Raw genomic sequence first — 21,753 nt, 5'->3', positions numbered from 1 at the left:
ATGAAAAAGTTTTTATTTAAAATATCATTTTATATCATCGGAATTCTGCTCGTATTCGGAGTTTTGGGGTGGTTTGCGGATGGAAATACAGATAATAATTATATGCATTTCGCAGTAAAAAAACCACAGAATATTATTCTGGGAGATTCAAGAGGAGCTCAGGCAGTTCTTCCCCGGCTTTTAAATCAAAAACTGGGAAGAGACTTTGATAATTTTGCATTGAACGTTGTTCAGTCTCCGTACGGAGCAATCTATTATAAGGCGTTACAAAGAAAACTGGATCCTGAAACTCGAAATGGATTATTTATTATCACCGTAGATCCATGGAACCTATCCTTAGATAAGAATGTGAAAAAAGAAGAAGACTTTCCGGAAAATCATTCTCCGTTAAAGAATATGTATTTTTATGATCTCTCTCCGAATTATGAATATCTGCTGAGAAATTACGTTCGGAGTTGGTTTAAGATTTACACGGAGAGAGAAGAAGCAGGGAGATCAAGCACCTATCTGCATAAAGACGGTTGGATGGAAGTAACGGTAAACATGCAGAAAGATTCTGTAGCGAAAAGGGAAATTGAGAAAGTAAATTTCTACAAACAATTAGCTCAGAAACAGAATATTTCCCAAGCCAGGATTAATGCCTTAGAAGATATTATCAAATTTCTTAAAAGTAAGGGAACTGTTTATCTGGTAAGAATTCCTGCTTCAGAAAAATTGGTAGCACTGGAACAGTCTTATTCACCCAATTTTAATGAAAAAATGAAAGATATCTCTAAAAAATATGGCGTTTATTTCTTTGATTTCTCTTCCAAAGCCAGGGAATATCAATATACAGATGGAAATCATATGTATAAAGAATCCGGAAAAGTATTTACCTCACAAATAGCGGATTCTATTCTGTTTAAAACAAAAAGATAAGTACAATGTCCTGAATGTAGCGCAGTAGAATCTCCCAGATCCGGATCAGAATAAGTATTTCCTGAAATTAATATTATACAAGCCGGAACGGATGCTTGGATAATCTGTGACAAGATACTTTAAAATCATATTCCACTTTTTGAGGAGGGGAGCATTGGCAATTTCAAAACTACGGTGCATTCTTTTAATATGAAGTTTCATATGAGCGGGAATCGTACTTTCGTTTTCCGACCAGTCTTTCACCTCTTTCCAAAGCAAAACTCTTGTTGTAGCAGGTTTTATTTTCTTAGAATCTACCTTTGTGATCCTGTTGTCTTCATGCACACCTCTTACTGCAACCGCTTTGTCTAAAATACCCGGATAAAGATCAAGATAATAGGATAAACGGAATAAAAATTCAGTATCCTGATGCAATCTTAAACTTGTTTTGAATAAAGGATTCATCTTGCGAAGTAAAGATTCTTTCCTGATCGTTAAAGTATCAATACTAAATAAACCAAAGCTGCCCAACATATTCATTTGCCCCGGAAATACCTCCTTAGGCTCATGAATTTTATACACTGTAGTTAAGCGATCCTGAAAAATTCTATAATATTGTTCTTTTGCCTTTTCCGAGTAATAATGTACACCCAATGCACCATAAACGCCTTCTACTTCGGGATTTTTAAATAATTCCCTTTCAGCATCAAATCTGTTGGGAAGGTAATAGTCATCAGCGTCCAGAAAGGCAATGAAATCACCGGTAGCCTTTTCTATCCCAAGATTTCTGGTAGGGCCTGCACCATGATTGCCTTTGTCGGGGTGCTGATAAAGCCGAACTCTGCTGTATTTTTCAGCGAGTTGCTGACAGACCTGCAAAGCGTTGTCAGGAGACTTGTCTTCCACTAGAATAACCTCATGAACTTCATCAAATTGAAGCGCAGATTCTACTGCTTGGGAGACATATTTTTCTGCATTATAAACGGGAATGATGACTGAGATTTTCATTTTTCAATTAGAAATTATATTGTGTTTATGCGTTATCTTCTTACCAGGAGAATTTAAGCTTTTAATTTTATTTTTAAGTAATGGATTATCTTTTTTCTGCAAAATGATATAGAAATGCGGACATCACAAGTATTTTAAATATAAAAGGAATATTGAATATCCTTCTGCTTTTAATTTTCTGAAAAATATTTCTGCAGGTTATTAAACTTCATGAGCGCATGTACGTAAAGCGGTATTGCGTTTTCAGAATATCTGGATTTTTTAGAATAGCAGCCAATAGACTCATCATTTTAGAAATCCCTTTTTTCTCCGAAAGTTCAAATGCTTTTTTCCGTAAATAAAGTTGATTTGCAGCATCTTTATCCAGGGGCACAGATCGGGACCACTCGTATAAGGAATTCCAGAAAAGGAATTGTCTGCTGTTATACTGTGGCGAGTATCGGATAATCTTAGTAATTCTGTTATCATCATGTATTCCCCTTATCGCAACGGCCTGGTCTATATTACCCGATTTCAGATAGCAGTGATAAGCCAGTTTAATGATAAAATCAGAATCCTGATGTACGCGGAGAATATTATTAAACCTTAGCTTATTCTGATCCAGGGCAGATTTTCTGACGGTTAATCCATTCAAATGAAAGAATGTACCGAAAGTTTTCGGTGTAAGCCCAAGAAGCCCTCTGAATACTTCTTTTCCTTCTGCCGGATAGTTTACTGTTGTCAATGTATTATCACTGAATTTAGACTGAAATTCCTTTTTCCCTTTTTCAGTGAGATATTCAACCCCTATGGCATTGAAGATCCCGTCTACCTGCGGCTCTTTAAAAAGCTCTTTCTCCGCATCAAACCTATTGGGAAGATAATAATCATCAGCATCCAGGAATGTAATGAAGCTTGAGGCGGCCTTTTCAATACCCAGATTTCTTGAAGCAGCAGCACCATGGTTTCCTTTGTCAGGGTGCTGGAGCAAATGAACTCTTTGATCTTCGTCAGCTAATTCTTTACAAATTTCCAATGAGTGATCGGAAGATTTATCCTCAACTAAAATAACTTCTTTCACTTCTTCAAATTGCAGGGCTGACTGTACTGATTTTTTTAGAAAATCAGCAGCATTATATACAGGGATAATGACAGAAATATCAAGCATCAGAGAACATATTTATTATTATGGGCCCAAAGAGCAAGCTGCAATAAATTCCAGTGCTTATAGTCTTTGTTCAGAAATTTTTTGGTAGTATCAAAATCAATATAGTTAAAAACCTTTTGAGATGAATCTCTCAGAAGATCGTCGGAGAGCTTAATAAGGTTTTCTTCATCAAACCAGTTCTTAACACTGTGTCCGAAACCTTGTTTGTGACGTTTTCTGATTGTATCGGTCCAATAATTGTTCATGGATTCACGAAGGATAATTTTATCATTTTCACCGGTAATTTTCAGCTGATCAGGAAGCTGAATACAGAATTCTGCAAAATCAATATCAAGAAAAGGAGTTCTTACTTCTAATGAATTAGCCATCGCCATTCTGTCTGATTTGACCATCATATTTCCAGGGACATAATTTTCCAGATCCACTCTCATAATGTCATTCAACGAATCAGGATTCGGAGTAAAGCTGTATCCCTGCTGATAATCCTGTGAACATCCCAAAAGGGCACGTTCCGATTTATTAAAAACATTTCTGACGGAATTCAGATGAAAATCCAGAATGGAGTCGTACTTTAAATTCTGTTGGGTTACGAACGAAACCGTCTTTGCTTTTTTGTAAAGGTTAAGTCCGAATCTGGCGATTAGATTTTTATAACTGAAATGATTTTTCATCATATTTTCTACCGTATAAAAATGATATCCGCCGAACAGCTCGTCTCCAACATCGCCTGAAAGGGCTACAGTCAGATTTTTTCTTGCATTTTTACAGATCTCATAATGCGGAAGGTAAGAGGTATCAGCAAAAGGTTCGTCAAAGAAAGGAGAAACATACAGTAATGATTCAGCCAGATCTTTTTTTTGCTCATGAACTTCTATATGATTGGTGTTGTATTTATCTGCGATTTCTTTGGCATATTTGAGCTCGCTGTCTTTATGGTCATAACCGAAACTGATTGTCGTCTGATGAGGTAAGAACTCATCCACAAGAGCAACTATAGATGAAGAATCCAGGCCGCCACTCAGAAAACTACCAACCTGCACATCCGCAATAAGTTGTTTTTTAACAGCATTTTTCAGAAGGTACCGAAACTCCTCCTTAGCATCGGAGAGGCTGATCACCCTGTCTTTTGACGGCAGGCTGTAATACCGTGAAACAATGACCTTTCCCTCTTTCCAGATCAGCTGATGAGCGGGCGGTAAAGTATATATATTGCTATAAATGCTCTGATAGGTGCTTACATACCCATATTGGAGATAGTTAGAAATGGCTTCAGGATTTACCTTAGGATGGATTAATCCGGATGCAAGAATCGCTTTGATCTCTGAAGCAAAAATAAATTCATTATTATTTCCGATGGCGTAGTAGAATGGCTTTTCACCAAAACGGTCTCTTGCACAGAACAATTGCTGTTCACGGTCATCCCAGATGGCAAAAGCAAACATTCCCGGAAGATCATGGATGAGGTTCTGCTGCTTTTTCTGATACATCGCAAGAATGACTTCCGTGTCGGAACTTCCATGGTAAGGATATTCTGCATATTGTCTCTTAATATCCTGGTATCCATAGATTTCACCATTAAGGACAATACATTCATTTTTTGTATTGGAGAACATAGGCTGCTTCCCGTTTTCGGACAAGTCTATAATGGAAAGTCTGCGGTGGCCTAATATTGCATTATCATAGAATTCAAAGTCTGAAGAATCGGGTCCACGATGAATCAGAGAGTCTGTCATTTTTTTGATTTCCTCCTGATAATTTGCTGCATTATTGCTTATAATTCCGGCTATTCCGCACATATGCTTTTATTTTTCATCATTAATTTTATCATTTTGTAAAGCTAAATTACAATAAATTAAGGAAAGTTCGATCGGTTTAGATCAGCTGTTGCCTCAAACTATTTGAATCGGCTATGTTCTGAATCATCTGTGTACAAGGGTCTGATAACTATGATTTTATTTTTGACGGATATTCATCAATATCAGCCATTGTAGATATTGATTATCTGGTGAAAGTATATTTTATAATTTTTAGTAGCTGGCTTATTCCCGTTCCGATATTTTTGGAAATGGAAAAGCGTTCAAAGATGGCTGCATAAAGCTTTCTGTTCCATACAGGAGAAACAAACTCCTTTTCGTAATAATATTTATTGATGAGCTGATCCAGGGTTTTTACGATCTGCTGGTCTGCTCTCTGATCATTATTAATCCTCTTAATATTTTTAAAGATATCAATAGAAGTGCGGTATTGTTTTTCTGTTTCTAATGAGCTGTAAACGCCGCCGCTATGAAGCCGGTAAACGCCCACTACTTTATTAAAGCTTCTGCCTTTTCCAAATTCAAGGGCATGATAAAAATAGTAAAGATCCCTGTAATTGGGATAAATGTCAATCCACTTCTCATCAATACAGTCTTTTCTGATCAGATAAGTAAAAGTTTGGGTAGGGCGCTGTACAAAAAAGCTGTCCTGTGTATAATCAATATATTTCTGTCCGTTGAACATGGAGTCTTTTCCATCTTCTGTCAGTTTATTTTCATCCTGATGAAACAGTAAATTTCTGGCGGTCACCATGACATATTCTGAATTGTTCTCAAGAAAATCATACTGAAACTGTAGCTTTTGCGGGTCAGTCCAGTAATCATCCCCTTCACAGTAGGCTAAGTATTTTCCTTGAGCTTGTGCGAATGCAAATCTTTGGTTTTCAACAAAACCGATATTGGTCTTATGATTAAAATATCGGATGATATCCGGATATTGCGTTGCAAATTCTGAAATAATACTGTCAGAATTATCCGGTGAATTATCATTGCAAATAATCAACTCAAACGGAAAGTCTGTTTTTTGGGATAGAACACCTTCAATAGCCTCCTTTAAATAGGGGGCGTGATTATAGGTGAGCATGATGACCGATATTTTAGGTTCCATTGCTAATAGTGAAATCTGTTAAGGAGGGATGGAATAATATCTTTCGATTTTAAATTGATCAATTCTTGCGGATTCTTTTTGAGATCCTGAAACGTGTAGGAAATAAACTGCCTGAAAAATTCAGTATCCAGCTCAAAATTCATAGGAAGATTATGTTTTTTCTGAATAATTCCGAGACCATAATCTGTGTCAATAACAAAAACCTCAAGATCGTTCGGATATTTTTTTAGCAGATAAAGGATAGATTTCCAGGTATCACCGTTCCACTCACCAGTCCATTCCGGATGTTTTTCTTTCGTAAAAAATTCTTCTGAGTTGTACGCTGTTGAGGCTGGCTCACTCACAGGAAAACAGTCATGCATGACAATAATTGATTTTTCATCCATGAAAGGGAGGATATTCAGAACATCTTTAAGTGCCTGGTGGTATGTATGCATACCATCAACCAGAGATATTTCAATACTGCCGAAATTTTTAAGAAACTCCTTTTTTTGCTCAAAAAAATCATCACTGGTCATTTCAAAATAATGCGTTTTTCTATTATTTTTAATGTCAAAGACTCTTCTTTTGAGTTTTTCCATTTTGGGTATTATGAAGTTGGGGTCTATTGCAATTTTGTTTTTACAGCTTATGGCATATAGCGATGTGCCACTTCGGGTACCAATTTCAAGATATTTTTTAAAATTAGCTTTCTGGATGATACTGTTGATAAGACGAATTCTATTCATTTTTAATGTTGGGTTTAGATTTATTCTGAATTATACTTGTTTTAAATTAAGAAATGCAGCCCCTTTATTTTTAATGATGGTTCTTGCGTTCATAATTTCATTAAACCGGGTCTTCAGATATTGATATTCTTTCAAAGTATCGGAAGCAGCAGAAAACTGCAGCTGGAGAGCTTGCTTTATCATTTTAGGAATGAAATCTCTGTTAAGTACTTTGGAATCAAACGGGAGTGCCGGATTCAGATAGCGTTGTTCCCGCTGTACTCTCAGAGCATTGATGTGGCTGGTTTTATGGAAATCCTGTTTGCCATCATGTACAACTCTGCTGGGCGGGCATACGATGATTTTTTTCCTGAAAAAAGAAATACGTTGTACGTATTCATAATCTTCGGAATAATGGAAGAAGTAAGGATTAAAGCCCCCGATTTCTTCAATGGTTGCTTTGGGAAGCAGCCAGTGAGCGGCATTCACAAAATCGATTTCATAATAATCTTTAAGACTATTGTTAAAGCTGTCTGAAAATATTCTGTTATCCGGAGTATTTCTTGCCAGGTAGCGTTCGAAAAAAATATCGAGCTTTTTCTCGCTGCCATCCATGTGTATCGGACTTAAAATCCCCAGTTGATTTTTGTCGGGGGATGCGTTGTACACATCCAATAGCTTTTGAAAACTATCCGGATAAATCCATGCATCCTGATTCATCAGGTAGAAAAAATCTGCTCCTTCTTTATACGCTTTTTCTATCCCTGCATTATTCGCTTTTCCAAAACCTAGATTTTGTGGAGATTGAATGAAGTCTACTTCAGGAAAATACTTTTTGATATATTCCTGAGTGCCGTCTGTTGATCCGTTATCTATTACAATACATTTTACAGGAACTGAAGAGGTTCTTAAGCTTGAAAAACATCTTTCTGCCCACTTCATGGCATTATAAGTAACAATGATTACGTGAATAGCCACCATCTTAAATATACTTTCGGGTTAACGTTTCAAGATAACTTTCAGGACTGATACCTGAGAAGAAGTCGTGAATTTCTTTATCAAAATCTACTCTGTAAAAGTCTCCTTCGTTCACTTCTGAATAATAAGCTTTTTGATGGGTTTCTTTTTCAATAGCACCTATAATTTCTTTTAAATCAAAATTATAGGGGAAAGAAAAATTAATAACTTTATTAGGAAGATGCAGACAGTAAGACTCTAAAAATTTAGAAATATCATCTATATCCAGCAATAGTCTCCTTGCCTTTGTATGAACTGTAAACTGGTGTGAATTTTTAATCTGATTTTTAAGAAAATTGAATAATGTATTTGGGTTTCCTCCGTTTCCTACAATATTTCCAATTCTGAGAATAAGGTAGTTTTTACACTTATTTTTGATATAATTTTCAATTTCCTTTTTATGTAAAACGTAAAGACTGTCTTGTTTTGACTGATCATGAATGCTTAGAGTAGAAAAATAAATTAATTTGTGATTGCGATTACTCTCAATACATTTATTCAAAAGAGTAAATTCTCTTTCAAACTCTGAACTTGTTGTTTCCAGAGAATTCGAAACGCCAGAAGCGAAAAATAGATTTTCCTCTGAGTCTATATTTTTTAATGAATTGGCAATAAGTCCGTTTCCTATGATCATATCTTATTAAACAGTTTTAGATAAATTTTAATTCTTTGAGTTGTGTTTTTTATTGATACTTCCAGCGTATCTTATATAGCCGTAATACTTTTTTGCTATTTCCAAATGCTCATTAAAATTAAGTTTTTTGGGATAAAATTTTAATGTCAGAAATAGGTTTTTTTTATTAACAGGGTAGTATTTAAAAAAATTGTGCAAAAACCCTAGAAATATTTTCTTTTCAGCTTCGGTGTCGATTTCTTTTTGAAAGTCAGATCCTATACTTTCCCTTACTTTGATATTGGCATCTAACCAAGTTTTATCCGGATTTCCACCAGAGAAATGTTGAATCAGTATATCGTTAACCACATAATTCTGTTTTTTTGTAGAAACTCTTAAACTAAAATCAAGATCATAGCCATGGAAACCTTTCAATAGATTTTCGTTGAATTTAAACTGATTAAATATTTCTTTTTTAATTCCAAGAAAAACACCGTCAACAGCAAAGACTTTATTTCTGTTTTCCTTCGTTGTTTGAATGGGAAAATACAGGGTATTCTCTTTATTTCCCTGTAAAATATTTACGAAATTATATTTCTCAGTAACGGTCCAGCTTGATGGAGCAGAAGGAACGTAGGATGATCCTGCAAGCCCTATAATTCCTGTATTTTCCTGGTTTAAATGATTTATGAGTGTATTCCCCCAATCTTCATTTTTAAATAAGATGTCTTCATGGATGAAAAGCAAATAATCAAAACCAGCTTTTTCCGCGCCTTTGTTATAAGCTTCACAAATTCCCATCAATCCAGGATTGTCTATTTTAATGATTTCATAAGACACCCCGATTGTTTCTGCAATATTCTTTTCAAGTGCAGAAAAATAGCCGGGAAGGTATGATGAGATTATGATGGAGATCATCTTAAAGTAAGTTATCAATTATTGTAAAAATTTTACCTGCCAATTTCTTGTCAGAATATTCGTTTTCCAATCTCTGATAAATATTTTCGCCATAACTTTCTCTTAGATTGGCATCCTGCATAAGCTTAACGGTCTCTTCAGCCATAGTATCAATATCCAGATAGGGAACAAGTACTCCATGATTGTTTTCCAGAAATTCAACAGCACCACCGCTTTTTTCAAAAGCTACGATGGGTTTTTTTAGTTTTGCAGCAGTCAGCATAACTAATGGGAAAGGATCTTCACGGGACATTAAAAGAAAAACATCAAAAATATTTATATAATCATTTGGCGTTTTGTTATGATCGATAAAAATGATGTCCTTTTCTACCCCTAATTTTTCAGCATCCAGTTTGGCACATCTTACAGCAGCACTTTTGGATGTTCCTCCAAGATTGATGAATTTAAAATTAAGATCAGTTTTCTGTTTTATTTTCTGAACCAAAACAGGAACCATCTCCGTACCTTTTCTTAGTTCCTGAGAACTCGCAATTCCAACGATCAATTCTTCATTTTTAATATTCAATTCCTTTTTCAATAATTCTTTATCCTTCTGTAGGTTGAGAACATTGTCTACGAAAGAATGTATTGCTGTTACTTTTTGTGGGGCTGCATTGTACTTGTTGATAAGATTGTCGGCAACAGCTTGCGAACCTGCTATAATTTGGGTGATATTTGAAATGTTTTCTAAAACAAACTCTTTAGAGTAAGTACTTTCAATCCCAAAACTAAGCTCATGAATAGCAACAATTGTAGGAATGTTTTTTTTATAGAAAGGAAGCGTCCAAATCAATGATTCCATTGTGTTTCCATATACCAGATCGTATTTGTTTTCAAGAAGAGAGATGGTAATTTTATCAATTTTGTCTTGTTGAGTCTCTTTTTTTCTGAAAACAATTGATTGAACTCTTTTTAAATTTCTTTTTAAAAATGAAAAAGACTGTAAATGATAATGAGCAACAACAATATTGTTAGCCACTTTTGCAAATTCTTCATACAATTCTCCTCCTCTGATCAATAAAATATCGATCTGATAATTTTCTTTTTCTTTTTTTAATCTTTTTATTAAATCTAAAACAAGAATGGGAGCACCGGATAAAGAAGCTTCGTGCGAAATAAATAATATTTTTTTTGTACTCATTTTAGAGGGTTTGAGAAATTAAATTTTGACTATTTTTCATAATTGTGTTTTCGGGAACAGATTTGTGTATTACACAGCCGGCTCCAATAATAGAATTGTCTCCGATCGTAACCCCTTTTAATATTACAGTATTGCTTCCAATCCAGCAATTTTTACCAATTTTAATAGGAGACGTCATATATTTTTCTTTTTCTACAAAAAGTTTTTCACCTTTTTCGATAAGATGATTATGATCGTATAGCCTTACACCTTCACCAAAAATGGTATCATTACCAATTTCAATTTTATCTAAACAATTGATAGAACAATAATTGTTGAAAAAAACACCTTTTCCGATTCTAAGCTCAGCATTCGGAAAAACTACAATATTGCAGTATTTTCTCAATAAAAAATTTTCACTAATTGTAATATTTCCTATTTGATTATTTTCACCTTTAAAAATATCTGCATCTTTTGGAGAAAAACTTGGATGAATATTTATATTAGGTTTGGACATGAAAATATTCCATTTTTCCTGTTTTTTTCTTTTATCATTGTTCTCGACAAGAGTAATGATTTTTTGTGCGATATTTTTTTTTATGTTTGTAAGCATTTTAGAAAAATTTATATTTCAGATAATATAATTTTACAGGCAGGTTATATTTCAGGCATAGATTCAGCCAACGTTCTTTTCCTTTATATTGAGAATATTGTTCAGACACTTTCAGGATTTCCTTTTTATCTGTAGATGTTATGTAGATCTTTTTGATGTCGTTATTTATTTTTGTCTTATTTTCAAGATTATGATCATATTTTAACCTTAAAAGTATTTCTTCTACAAAAACAATCCTTTCTTTTATTTTAGAAATGTTTTCACCATGCTTTCTATGATATGCAAGATTTTCAGGAATAAAATCAATAAAATAATTTTCATTAATTCTCAACCATCTGTCGTAATCTTCGATAAGAATATTTTTATCGTACGGACCTGTCTCAATTAAAACCGTTCTTTTAACCAACGTAGCAAGAGCAGGGATAAGGTTCATCTTTTTCAAAGTACTTTTAAATTGATTTTCATCTTTATAAAAACTCAGATCATCAAGATAATTAATTAACGTTTTATCTTCTTGGATGATAAAGCAGCTTGAAAAAATCATTCCGAAATCATTCCCCTTTTTTTCTAAATTGGCTACGCATTTTTCAAGAAATGAAGGATGAAGGTAGTCATCGGCAGCTATAATATTTACATATTTTCCCTCAGTCATCTCAATACATTCATTAAGTGTTGCAGCGAATCCTATGTTTGTTTCATGAAAATTGGTTTTTGCAGAAATGTTGTTTTCGTTCAGCCAGTTTTTTGTGATCTCCACAGAATTGTCTGGTGAAGCATCATCAGCAATAATGAGTTCCCAGTTTTTATAAGTTTGATTTTTAATACTATTTAAACACTCAGGGATAAATTCTGAGTGTTTGTATGAAACAACAATAAAACTTACCAACGGATTCTCCATTAGAATTTGTTTAATAATTCAATAACTTTAGCTATTTCCTCGTTTTCCATTACCGGAGAAATAGGCAGGCTCAAAACTTCTTGATGAATCTTTTCACTGATCGGAAAAGATTGTGAATTCCAGTCTTTATAAGCTTCCTGTTTGTGGGGAGGAATCGGATAATGAATCAAAGTTTGGACACCGTTTTCTGTAAGGTAAGCCTGAAGCTCGTCTCTTTTTTCTGTTCTGATAAGGAAAATATGCCAAACATGCTCGTTCTCATTTTCAGGGTTTTCCGGAAGAATAATGTTGGAATTTGAAATTTCGCTGATATATTGTCTTGCGATCTTTCTTCTCACCTCATTTTCTTCATCAATGTATTTTAGCTTAATATCTAAAACAGCAGCCTGAATTTCGTCTAGTCTGGAATTTAATCCTTGATAAATATTTACATATTTTTTATTTGAACCATAATTTGCCAAGGCTCTTATGGTTTTTGCCAATTCTTCATCATTAGTCGTAATTGCACCGGCATCGCCCAAAGCACCTAAATTTTTTCCGGGATAGAAACTAAAACCAGAGGCATCACCAAGATTTCCTGTTTTTTTTCCTTTCCATTCTGCTCCAATAGCCTGAGCATTATCTTCAATGATTTTTACATTATATTTTTGAGTCAATTGCTGCAATTCTTCAGAGAAAATAACTCTTCCGTAAAGATGCACAATTAAAATACCTTTTGTTTTTGGAGTGATTTTTTCTTCAATTTTTGAGATGTCAATATTATAGTTGGCAATATCTGGTTCTACCAAAACGGGTACGAGTCCATTATCGGAAATGGCTAAAATAGAAGCAATATAAGTGTTGGATGGAACTAAAATTTCGTCTCCTTCTTTCATTAATCCCATTTCGATATATCCTCTAAGGATAAGACGAAGAGCGTCTAAACCATTGGCAACACCGATTGCGTATTTTGTTCCGATATATTGAGAAAGATTTTTCTCAAATAGATTCAGTTCATTGCCCATAAGATACCATCCGGAACGGAAAACCTGCAAGAGCTTCGCCTCAATTTCTTCTTGGTGCTGTAGATTAATTTTTTGTAGATCGAGGAACTTAATCATGAGAATAAATTTTTTATTTTTTTGTTGAACGGTTTTTCTATTACTTCATACGTGAAAATACTTGCAATGAACGTAATGAGAAACATTAGTAATGCCAAGGGAATACCATCAAGATGAATACCTCTTAAACCATTATTTTTATGTGTGTAAGTTATAACTAAATAATGAATCAGATAAAATCCGAAACTTATTTCACCCAAATATACGAACCATTTCCATGACAGGAACTTTGTAATCCAGGTAACATTTTTTGCTGAAATAAAAGAATTTGCAGAGGTCAAAATAATAAGGCACATTGGCAACCAATAATAAATTGAAAATCTGAAACTGATAGGTAAGCTGCTGTGAAAAATGAAAAATAGGACCAAAACAGCTAGTGCTCCGATTTCGGAGAACTTGAATATGCCTTTGTGTAAAATTGTGTTTTGGGTCTTTAGATAAAGAGCTAAATCGAATAACAGAATACCTAGAATAAAATCAAAAACTCTGATAAAAGGCGATATATACAGCCAATAATGAGCTTCATGCTCAAAAAGAAAGCTGTTTAAAAAAAATAGAAATGAGACAAAAACAATTAATAATCCTATTTTAAATATTGTCTTGAATTTATAACTTATCCCAATTAAAATCGGGAACAAAGCATAAAAAAACATTTCATCTGAAATACTCCATGAGGGCGCATTGTATGAGAAAAAGTATTTTTGATCCGGTATGTAGCTTTGAACTAAAAAAATATTGTAAAGAAGTATTTTAAAACTACTGTACAAAACCGGAATAGAAACCAATGTTGTGATAAAATATAACGGATAGATTCTTGCAAACCGTGCAATATAAAACTTCTTTAATGTAATAGCTTTATTTTTAAATTTATCTCTGTAGTTGAGAGCAAGTATGAATCCACTTAGTATGAAAAAGAAGCTTACCCCTAAAAAACCTTCAGAAAAAACATTATTGAAAATGTCTTTATAGCGCTCATCATCTTTTAAATAAGATAAATGGCTTAAAAAGACACAAAATGCAAAAAAGAATCTTAAAGAGGTTAATGGCTTAATCATTTTTTCAAAAATTCATCATTTTGAATTTGATAGGAATTTCCTTCCTTGTCTCTCATATTCATGTCTAAAATCTTTCCGTCTAAAGTTATAAAACCAGTTTGTCTGGCAGGATTTCCATACCAAACTGTATTTGAAGGCACATTTTTCGTAATGACACTTCCGGCACCGATCAAAGCATTTTCTCCGATTATATTCCCGGCAATAATTGTAGAGTTGGCCCCAATTGAAGCACCTTTTTTCACAAGTGTTTTACTGAATTCTAAAGGATATTGTTTTGAACGCGGAATAAGATCATTCGTAAAAGTTACATTTGGACCGATAAATACATTGTCCTCCAATGTTACTCCGTCCCAAACCTGTACGCCGGATTTAATGGTTACATTATCACCTATTTTCACGTCATTTTCAATAAAAACATTGCAGTTTATATTGCAATTTTTACCAATTTCAGCACCTTTTAAAACAACGCAGAATTGCCAAATCATTGTGTCTTCTCCTATGCTTTCACTTTGGACATCGGCTAATGGATGAATTTTATTTTTCATTCTGTATTTTTAAAAATGTATCATAATCTCTGACATAGTCTTCTTCATTATAATGATGAGATGCCAGAACCAGACAAATTGCACCTGATGAAAAATTAATTTCTGAAGCCCAAATTCCCGGTGGAATATGAAGCCCAATATCCGGGCGGTTCAGAAAAACCTGTCTTTTAAACTTTCCATCATCCAGTGAAACCTCGAAACTTCCGCTAGCTGCAATCAAAAACTGATGACATTCTTTATGAGAATGTGCACCACGGCTTTCTCCACCCGCAATGTCGTATAAATAAAATATTCTTTTAACATCAAATGGGAAGGTTGAATTGTTTTCAACCACTGTAAGATTACCCTCATCAAAACTTATTTTTCCAAGGTCTATAACACTACAATCAAATACTGAAAGCTTATTTTTCATTTGCCAGCTTTTTAAATTCTTCAAAATCTCTGATATAATCATCCTGATTATAAGTATGATCAGAAACAATAAGAGCAAGTGAATTGGTAGAGAAATTCTCTAGTTTCCGCCAAAACATTTTCGGAATATATAATCCATAATAGGATCTGTTTAAGGAAAACCGCTGCTCTTCTTTACCATTATGAATCACTACATCAAAACTTCCTGAAAGAGCAATAATATACTCCTGCTGTTCTTTAAAAGCGTGACTTCCCCTTGTTTCCCCTCCCGGAACATCATAAATCCAATACGTTCGTTTAATTTCAAAGGGTAGTTGATTGGGGTGCTCAAAAAAGGAAAGATTTCCTCTTTTGTCATAAATTTTTGGAAGTTCTATTATTTTTGGAATCATGGAGTCTGTACTTTATAATCAAAATTCGGTCTTGTAATTCCCGGATACAAATGAAGTTTGCTGCCCACTTTTACATTTTCAACCTCAAAGCCTACAATACTGTCGACTGCAAATAATACTTCGGTTTGATTTTTTCCGAAAATTAATTTAAAATAGTAATTTCCTGCATTAATTAAACCTGCCGGAATATCAAATTCTACTGTATAATCCCCAATTTCAGAATTATTATTTTCAGTAATAAGTTTTCCTACATGGAAGATAATAAGCTCTTCATAATTTCTTAGTTCAAAAGTAGCATCCAGATTGATATTAGCACAATTATTCTGGAAAACAAGCTTTACATGAATTCCAGAATCAATATCGATGAGATCTCCATGAATAGGATTTACAGAAAATTCTTTTATTCTGATGTTATTATTTCCTAGAGCTTCATTAATATTTCCATTGTAATAATAAGAACTTGCTGTTGTACTGCTTTTTTGATATTCTATAATTGTATTTAGCATATCTCCTTCATAGGCTAAAGTTCCCTGGTTTAAAAGGATTCCTTTGTTGCAAAGTTCTTTTACGGCAGTCATATTATGACTTACAAAAAGAATGGTTCTTCCTTCTCCTTTTGCTACATCGTTCATTTTTCCAAGGCATTTTTTTTGAAAATCTGCATCACCCACAGCCAATACTTCATCTACAATTAGAATTTCAGATTCCAAGTGAGCTGCTACAGCGAAGGCCAGACGAACATACATTCCCGATGAATATCTTTTTACCGGAGTGTCAATATATCTTTCTACTCCTGAAAAAGCTACGATCTCATCAAATTTTCTTGAAATTTCCTTACGGGTCATTCCAAGAATTGCTCCATTTAAAAAAACATTTTCGCGTCCTGTCATTTCAGGATGAAACCCGGTTCCGACTTCCAATAAAGATGCAATTCTTCCGTTGGTGTATATTTTACCGGTTGTAGGTTTTGTTACCTTGCTTAAAAGTTTTAACAGGGTAGATTTTCCGGCCCCGTTTCGCCCTATAATCCCTACTGCAGTTCCTTGTTCAATCTCAAAATTAATATTCCGAAGTGACCAAACGTACTCAGAAGTTCCCTTGGTTGTTCTGTCATTTACCTCACCAATTTTAAGATATGGATCTTCTTTTCCTCTTACTTTGTGCCAGAATCGGTTTAAGTCATGAGATAAGGTGCCCGTTCCGACTTGTCCGAGACGGTATTGTTTTGATATATTTTCTGCTTTTAAAGCTAGCATTTTTAAATTGTTTAGGGGAAGTTAATAAATTTTTAAACTGTGTCCATGAAGGATTTTTCCACCTTGTTGAAAATGAAAGTACCTGTTACCAATAAAATAAGGATGATAAATGTACTGATAGTGAGCATTATTGGAGAAAAGTCCCCAACACCAAGCCAGGCATATTTAAAACATTCGAAAATCCCTGTTAAAGGATTGTAAAATGAAATGCTTTTAAAGAATCCTGGTAAAGCTGAGGTTGGATAAATAACTGGTGTTGCATACATATACAGACTCACTCCAAACCCCAACAACATACTTAAATCTTTATATTTTGTGGTTAACGCAGAAAATATCATTCCTACTCCCAATGCAAATAATGCCATTAGTAAAATTAAAAAGGGAGTTGCTAAGATCCAGATATTAGGATGAATTTGTCCTTTTGATAAATAATAACCCCAGCCGATAATAAATAGGAGAAACTGTACTCCAAAACGCATTAGGTTGGAAATTACAATGGATAAAGGAGAAACCAGTCTTGGAAAATATACTTTGCCGAAAATATTTGCATTACCAACAAACGTTGAAGATGTTCCTAGTAAACAAGCTGAAAAATAATTCCAGAGAGTAACTCCTGCAAGGTAGAAAAGTAATGGTGGTGCTCCGTCAGTTGGAAGGTTGGCAATTCTTCCGAAAACAATTAAATAAACAATTGTCGTTAGAATTGGATTGATAAAAAACCAGATCGGGCCTAAAATAGTCTGCTTAAAGCTGGATACAAAATCTCTTTTTACAAACATATAAACAAGATCTTTGTATCTCCAGACTTCTTTTAGCTTCAAGTCAAATAACGAATGATCAGCATCAATCGTTTCTGTCCACTTTTGTTGTGGTTCATTCATCTGTGTAAGTTTTTGCAAATTTATAATAATTAATTCTTACCGTATGTATTAGTTTATAAATTTTCATAGTCCATAAAACTAAAAATCAACAACTAATATATTGATATTTGTCGGCATGAGCAAAAACTATTGGCCATAAAGCCAATAGTCTATGAATTTTATAAATTATAATTGTTATTTTCTGATAAGTTGTTTCAGGTATTCACCGTATCCGCTTTTACCATATTTGGTAGCCGTTTCAAGCAGTTTCTCCTCATCAATGAATTTGTTTCTGAATGCAATTTCTTCAATACAGCCGATTTTAAATCCTTGTCTTTTTTCGATAACACTTACAAATTCTGAAGCGTCATGAAGAGAATCAAAAGTCCCTGTATCCAGCCATGCCGTTCCTCTGTTAAGAACAGCTACTTCAAGTTTTCCATTGCTTAAGTAAACATTGTTGATGTCTGTGATTTCCAGCTCACCTCTTGCAGAGGGCTTGATGTTTTTAGCGATTTCAACGACATTGTTATCATAAAAATACAGGCCGGGAACAGCGTAGTTTGACTTAGGGTTTAAAGGCTTTTCTTCAATGGAAACAGCTTTCAGGTTTTTGTCGAATTCTACTACACCATATCTTTCAGGGTCTGCTACGTGGTAAGCAAAAACAACTCCTCCCTGCGGATTGGTTTTGTTTTTCAATAAAGTTCCCATTTCGGAACCATAGAAAATATTATCTCCCAATACCAGTGCGGCGGGGTCGTTACCAATAAATTGCTCACCCAGAATAAAAGCTTGTGCTAAACCATCAGGGCTTGGCTGTACAACATATTCTATATTACAGCCGATTTGCGAGCCGTCGCCCAAAAGTTTGATGAAACCTTCCTGGTCATGTGGAGTAGTGATGATAAGAATATCCTTGATTCCTGCTAAAAGTAGTGTGGAAAGCGGATAGTAGATCATAGGTTTGTCGTAAACGGGCATCAGCTGCTTGCTTACTGCAATGGTTAGAGGGTAAAGTCTTGTTCCGGAACCTCCGGCTAATATTATTCCTTTCATGTTTTGGTGCGTAATACGCTTATTTCTTTTGTGTTGTGAGTTGAATTTCTGTGAAGATAAAGAGTTCTATTGCTCTGTTATCTCAATAATATATTTAGCTGTATTGTTTATTGTAATAATCCTGGTAATTTCCAGAAGTTACATTTTCCAGCCATTCCTTATTTTCCAGATACCAGTCGATGGTTTTTGCCAGTCCTTCTTCAAAGGTAACTGAAGGTTTCCAGCCTAAATCTTTATTCAGTTTTGTGGCATCAATAGCGTAACGTTTGTCGTGACCCGGTCTGTCTTTTACAAAAGTGATCAGCTTTTCTGAATAACCTTCCGGTCTTTCCAGTTTGGCATCCATTTGTTTGATCAGTTCTTTGACAAGATCAATATTCTGCCACTCGTTGAATCCTCCGATATTGTAAGTCTCACCGGTTTTTGCTTCTTTAAAGATCTGATGAATCGCCTTGGCATGGTCAATGACAAACAACCAGTCTCTGGTATATTTTCCATCACCGTAAATAGGAAGTGGTTTCTCGTTGATAATATTCGAAATACAAAGAGGAATCAATTTTTCAGGGAAATGATTCGGACCGTAGTTGTTGGAACAGTTCGATACAATGAAAGGCATTCCATAGGTATTTCCGTAAGCTCTTACCAAATGGTCAGAGGCTGCTTTTGAAGCTGAATACGGAGATTGAGGGTCGTATGATGTGGTCTCCAGAAAGAAACCTGTTTCCCCTAAGCTTCCATATACTTCATCCGTGGAAATATGATAGAAAAGATTGTTTCTTTTTTCATCCGGGAATCTGCCGTGGGTGTGATCGGGATTTAATGTCCAGAATTCTTTACAAAGATTCAGAAGATTAGCGGTTCCGTTCACATTCGTATTGATGAATGCCATAGGATCTGTAATACTTCTGTCTACATGGCTTTCTGCTGCTAAATGTACAACAGCATCCGGGTTATATTTTTCGAAAACTTTTCTAAGCTCTTCCGGTTTTGTAATATCTGCTTTTTCGAAAACATAGTTCGGTTCATTTTCAATGTCCTTTAAGTTTTCGAGATTTCCAGCGTAGGTAAGAGCATCAAGATTGATGATCGTAGTATCCGGATTGTTTTTTACAAACTCTCTTACAACATGGGAGCCGATAAATCCGGCACCTCCTGTAATGATAATATTTTTCATTGATTTATTTTGTAATGGTCTTTCTTCCTATACTTTTATAATGAAATCCATTCTGTTCAGGGATTTCCAGTGGGTACATATTTCTGCCGTCAAAAATGACTTTGTTTTTCATTTTTCTGGCCATAAGGTCAAAATTAGGATTTTTGAATTCCGGCCATTCTGTAGCAATAAACAGTGCGTCTACATCTTCGAGTGCATCATACATTCCTTTGGCGTATTGTATTTTATCACCTAAAAGCTTCTGAACATTATTTTCTGCAACAGCATCATATGCTACAATTTTTGCACCTTTTTCCAATAAAAGAGCAATATTATCTAAAGATGAAGCTTCTCTGATGTCATCTGTATTGGCTTTGAAGGCAAGCCCCCACATAGCAATTTTCTTTCCTTCAATACTTCCTCCGAAATATTTTTCAATTTCAGACACTAAGATCACCTTCTGGGCTGTATTTACATTTTCCGTAGCTTCAAGGATCTGAAAATTAAAATCTTCCTGCTTTCCGGACTTTATAAGCGCTTTTACGTCTTTAGGAAAGCAGCTACCTCCATATCCGATCCCCGGGAATAAGAATCTGTGTCCGATTCTGTCATCACTACCCATCCCAAGTCTTACCTTATCTACATCTGCGCCCACTTTTTCACAATAGTTCGCGATCTCATTCATAAAGGTAATTTTTACTGCCAGAAATGAATTCGCAGCATATTTTGTAAGTTCTGAGGATTTCTCATCCATGAAAATGATGGGAATTCCGGTGTTGGTAAAAGGCTGGTATATTTTAGACATGATGTCTTTGGCTCTTTCCGAACTTGAACCAACCACTACTCTTGAGGGATTCATTGAATCTTCAACCGCAAATCCTTCTCTTAAAAATTCGGGATTTGAAACAACATCAAAAGGGATATTTGTTTTTGCTGAGATGGTTTCTCTTACTCTGTCTGCAGTTCCTACAGGAACCGTACTTTTATTGACAATGACTTTGTATTCTGTCATCATTTCGCCAATATTATCAGCTACCTGAAGTACATAAGACAGATCTGCAGATCCATCTTCTCCCGGAGGAGTAGGTAATGCCAGATAAATCACTTCGCTTTTGTCTAAAGCTTCCTTAAGGTTGGTAGTGAAAAATAATCTTTCAGACTGAATGTTTCTTAAAAACATTTCTTCAAGGTTCGGCTCATAGATGGGAACAATGCCGTTTTTCATACCTTCTACTTTTTTTTCATCAATATCAACACAGTATACTGAATTGCCAAGTTCTGCCAGAGTGGTTCCTGTAACCAGACCTACATAACCTGTTCCTACAATCGTTATATTCAAAATGTCTGTTTTTAAATTCTAAGACAAAAGTAATAAAAATCTTCTGACATATTCTTTTAATTTATTGTAAATGAATCTTACGCTATTTACCTGATACTTAAGATTATTTTGCTTTTTTAGAAAAAAAGCTTATATTTGCAATGGATTTACGGAAAAAATGGGAAGGCTTCGGAAGAAAGCCTTTTTTCGTACTGTAAATCAAGATAAAAATATATGGAGTTTAGAAAAAGAATTGAAGAATTATTAAATGAATTCCTTGAGACCAGAAAAGATCTGTTTCTTATTGATCTTAAAATTTCTGCAGGGGATGATATTACAGTGATTTTGGATGGTGATAACGGAGTTTCTTTGCAGGATTGTCTTGATGCAAGCCGTGCAATTGAATTCAATATGGATCGTGAAGAGCATGACTTCAGCCTTCAGGTGATGTCTGCAGGACTGAGCGAGCCATTATCCACACCAAGACAGTTCAGTAAAAACATTGGAAGAGAGATTGAGGTGATGCTGGAGGATTCTTCTAAAATTGAAGGGGAATTGTCAAAAGTAGACGATGAGAAGATCACACTTGTTCTACGTTACCGGAAACCGAAAGATATCGGAAAAGGAAAAGTAGATGTGGAGGAGGAGAAAGAAATTTCTTATCCTGAGATCAAAAAAGCATTAGTAGTAATTAAATTTTAAAAA

At 34.7% G+C, this 21,753-nt stretch carries 23 protein-coding genes; 2 read left to right on the top strand and 21 right to left on the bottom strand.

The window, feature by feature from the left end; translation table 11 throughout:
- Positions 1-918, top strand: a complete 918-nt coding sequence (locus FFS26_RS04285) for a hypothetical protein (RefSeq protein ID WP_228449388.1) — start codon at positions 1-3, stop codon at positions 916-918.
- 45 nt (positions 919-963) lie between these two features.
- Here FFS26_RS04285 and FFS26_RS04280 read toward each other — a convergent pair whose 3' ends face one another.
- The 21 genes from FFS26_RS04280 to FFS26_RS04180 all read right to left on the bottom strand — a co-directional run bounded on the left by FFS26_RS04280 (position 964) and on the right by FFS26_RS04180 (position 21,069).
- Positions 964-1,905, bottom strand: coding sequence for a glycosyltransferase family 2 protein (locus FFS26_RS04280; protein ID WP_137904388.1), 942 nt, complete (start codon positions 1,903-1,905; stop codon positions 964-966).
- Between the two features lie 208 nt (positions 1,906-2,113).
- Positions 2,114-3,052 carry a glycosyltransferase family 2 protein gene (locus FFS26_RS04275; protein WP_110008454.1) on the bottom strand — a complete coding sequence of 313 codons (939 nt, stop codon included), beginning with the start codon at positions 3,050-3,052 and terminating at the stop codon, positions 2,114-2,116.
- Positions 3,052-4,848, bottom strand: a complete 1,797-nt coding sequence (gene asnB / locus FFS26_RS04270; protein ID WP_137904387.1) for an asparagine synthase (glutamine-hydrolyzing) — start codon at positions 4,846-4,848, stop codon at positions 3,052-3,054. The genes FFS26_RS04275 and asnB overlap by 1 nt, the downstream gene beginning before the upstream one ends.
- 202 nt (positions 4,849-5,050) lie before the next feature.
- The gene (locus FFS26_RS04265; protein ID WP_137904386.1) at positions 5,051-5,974 is read right to left on the bottom strand and encodes a glycosyltransferase family 2 protein; all 924 of its coding nucleotides are present in this window, start codon (positions 5,972-5,974) and stop codon (positions 5,051-5,053) included.
- Between the two features lie 2 nt (positions 5,975-5,976).
- Positions 5,977-6,702 carry a class I SAM-dependent methyltransferase gene (locus FFS26_RS04260; RefSeq protein WP_110008457.1) on the bottom strand — a complete coding sequence of 242 codons (726 nt, stop codon included), beginning with the start codon at positions 6,700-6,702 and terminating at the stop codon, positions 5,977-5,979.
- Positions 6,703-6,732: 30 nt separating this feature from the next.
- Entirely contained in the window at positions 6,733-7,662 is a 930-nt protein-coding gene (locus FFS26_RS04255) for a glycosyltransferase family 2 protein (RefSeq protein WP_110008458.1), read from the bottom strand.
- Between the two features lies 1 nt (position 7,663).
- Positions 7,664-8,332, bottom strand: coding sequence for an NAD(P)-dependent oxidoreductase (locus FFS26_RS04250; RefSeq protein ID WP_110008459.1), 669 nt, complete (start codon positions 8,330-8,332; stop codon positions 7,664-7,666).
- 27 nt (positions 8,333-8,359) lie between these two features.
- Positions 8,360-9,229 (bottom strand): glycosyltransferase, encoded by an 870-nt coding sequence (locus FFS26_RS04245; protein ID WP_110008460.1) that lies wholly within the window; start codon positions 9,227-9,229, stop codon positions 8,360-8,362.
- A 1-nt stretch (position 9,230) separates the two neighbouring features.
- Positions 9,231-10,409: a glycosyltransferase family 4 protein gene (locus FFS26_RS04240; protein ID WP_110008461.1), complete on the bottom strand. Its 1,179-nt coding sequence runs from the start codon at positions 10,407-10,409 to the stop codon at positions 9,231-9,233.
- A 1-nt stretch (position 10,410) separates the two neighbouring features.
- Complete coding sequence (locus FFS26_RS04235) at positions 10,411-11,001, bottom strand: acyltransferase (RefSeq protein ID WP_110008462.1); 591 nt, start codon at positions 10,999-11,001, stop codon at positions 10,411-10,413.
- A gap of 1 nt (position 11,002) precedes the next feature.
- Positions 11,003-11,899, bottom strand: a complete 897-nt coding sequence (locus FFS26_RS04230) for a glycosyltransferase family 2 protein (RefSeq protein WP_110008463.1) — start codon at positions 11,897-11,899, stop codon at positions 11,003-11,005.
- The gene (locus FFS26_RS04225; RefSeq protein ID WP_110008464.1) at positions 11,899-12,999 is read right to left on the bottom strand and encodes a DegT/DnrJ/EryC1/StrS family aminotransferase; all 1,101 of its coding nucleotides are present in this window, start codon (positions 12,997-12,999) and stop codon (positions 11,899-11,901) included. Before FFS26_RS04225 ends, FFS26_RS04230 begins: the two co-directional genes overlap by 1 nt.
- Positions 12,996-14,054 carry an acyltransferase family protein gene (locus FFS26_RS22970; protein WP_110008465.1) on the bottom strand — a complete coding sequence of 353 codons (1,059 nt, stop codon included), beginning with the start codon at positions 14,052-14,054 and terminating at the stop codon, positions 12,996-12,998. Before FFS26_RS22970 ends, FFS26_RS04225 begins: the two co-directional genes overlap by 4 nt.
- Entirely contained in the window at positions 14,051-14,599 is a 549-nt protein-coding gene (locus tag FFS26_RS04215) for an acyltransferase (protein WP_137904385.1), read from the bottom strand. Before FFS26_RS04215 ends, FFS26_RS22970 begins: the two co-directional genes overlap by 4 nt.
- A complete protein-coding gene (locus FFS26_RS04210; protein WP_110008467.1) occupies positions 14,589-15,011 on the bottom strand; it encodes a sugar 3,4-ketoisomerase in 423 nt (140 codons plus the stop codon). Before FFS26_RS04210 ends, FFS26_RS04215 begins: the two co-directional genes overlap by 11 nt.
- Positions 15,001-15,402 carry a sugar 3,4-ketoisomerase gene (locus FFS26_RS04205; RefSeq protein ID WP_110008468.1) on the bottom strand — a complete coding sequence of 134 codons (402 nt, stop codon included), beginning with the start codon at positions 15,400-15,402 and terminating at the stop codon, positions 15,001-15,003. Before FFS26_RS04205 ends, FFS26_RS04210 begins: the two co-directional genes overlap by 11 nt.
- Positions 15,399-16,658 (bottom strand): ABC transporter ATP-binding protein, encoded by a 1,260-nt coding sequence (locus FFS26_RS04200; protein ID WP_110008469.1) that lies wholly within the window; start codon positions 16,656-16,658, stop codon positions 15,399-15,401. Before FFS26_RS04200 ends, FFS26_RS04205 begins: the two co-directional genes overlap by 4 nt.
- Before the next feature lie 32 nt (positions 16,659-16,690).
- Positions 16,691-17,539 (bottom strand): ABC transporter permease, encoded by an 849-nt coding sequence (locus tag FFS26_RS04195; RefSeq protein WP_110008470.1) that lies wholly within the window; start codon positions 17,537-17,539, stop codon positions 16,691-16,693.
- A gap of 174 nt (positions 17,540-17,713) precedes the next feature.
- Positions 17,714-18,577, bottom strand: a complete 864-nt coding sequence (gene rfbA, locus FFS26_RS04190; protein WP_110008471.1) for a glucose-1-phosphate thymidylyltransferase RfbA — start codon at positions 18,575-18,577, stop codon at positions 17,714-17,716.
- 94 nt (positions 18,578-18,671) lie between these two features.
- Complete coding sequence (rfbB, locus tag FFS26_RS04185) at positions 18,672-19,751, bottom strand: dTDP-glucose 4,6-dehydratase (protein WP_110008472.1); 1,080 nt, start codon at positions 19,749-19,751, stop codon at positions 18,672-18,674.
- Between the two features lie 4 nt (positions 19,752-19,755).
- Positions 19,756-21,069: a UDP-glucose dehydrogenase family protein gene (locus tag FFS26_RS04180; RefSeq protein WP_110008473.1), complete on the bottom strand. Its 1,314-nt coding sequence runs from the start codon at positions 21,067-21,069 to the stop codon at positions 19,756-19,758.
- A 213-nt stretch (positions 21,070-21,282) separates the two neighbouring features.
- Between FFS26_RS04180 and rimP the strand changes: the two genes are divergently transcribed.
- The gene (gene rimP / locus FFS26_RS04175) at positions 21,283-21,750 is read left to right on the top strand and encodes a ribosome assembly cofactor RimP (protein ID WP_034691441.1); all 468 of its coding nucleotides are present in this window, start codon (positions 21,283-21,285) and stop codon (positions 21,748-21,750) included.
- Positions 21,751-21,753: the final 3 nt, after the last annotated feature.

Origin of the sequence: Chryseobacterium sp. 2VB, assembly GCF_005503635.1 — a bacterium.
Lineage (GTDB): Bacteria > Bacteroidota > Bacteroidia > Flavobacteriales > Weeksellaceae > Chryseobacterium > Chryseobacterium cupriresistens.
This window is presented reverse-complemented; position numbering and strand designations above follow the sequence as displayed.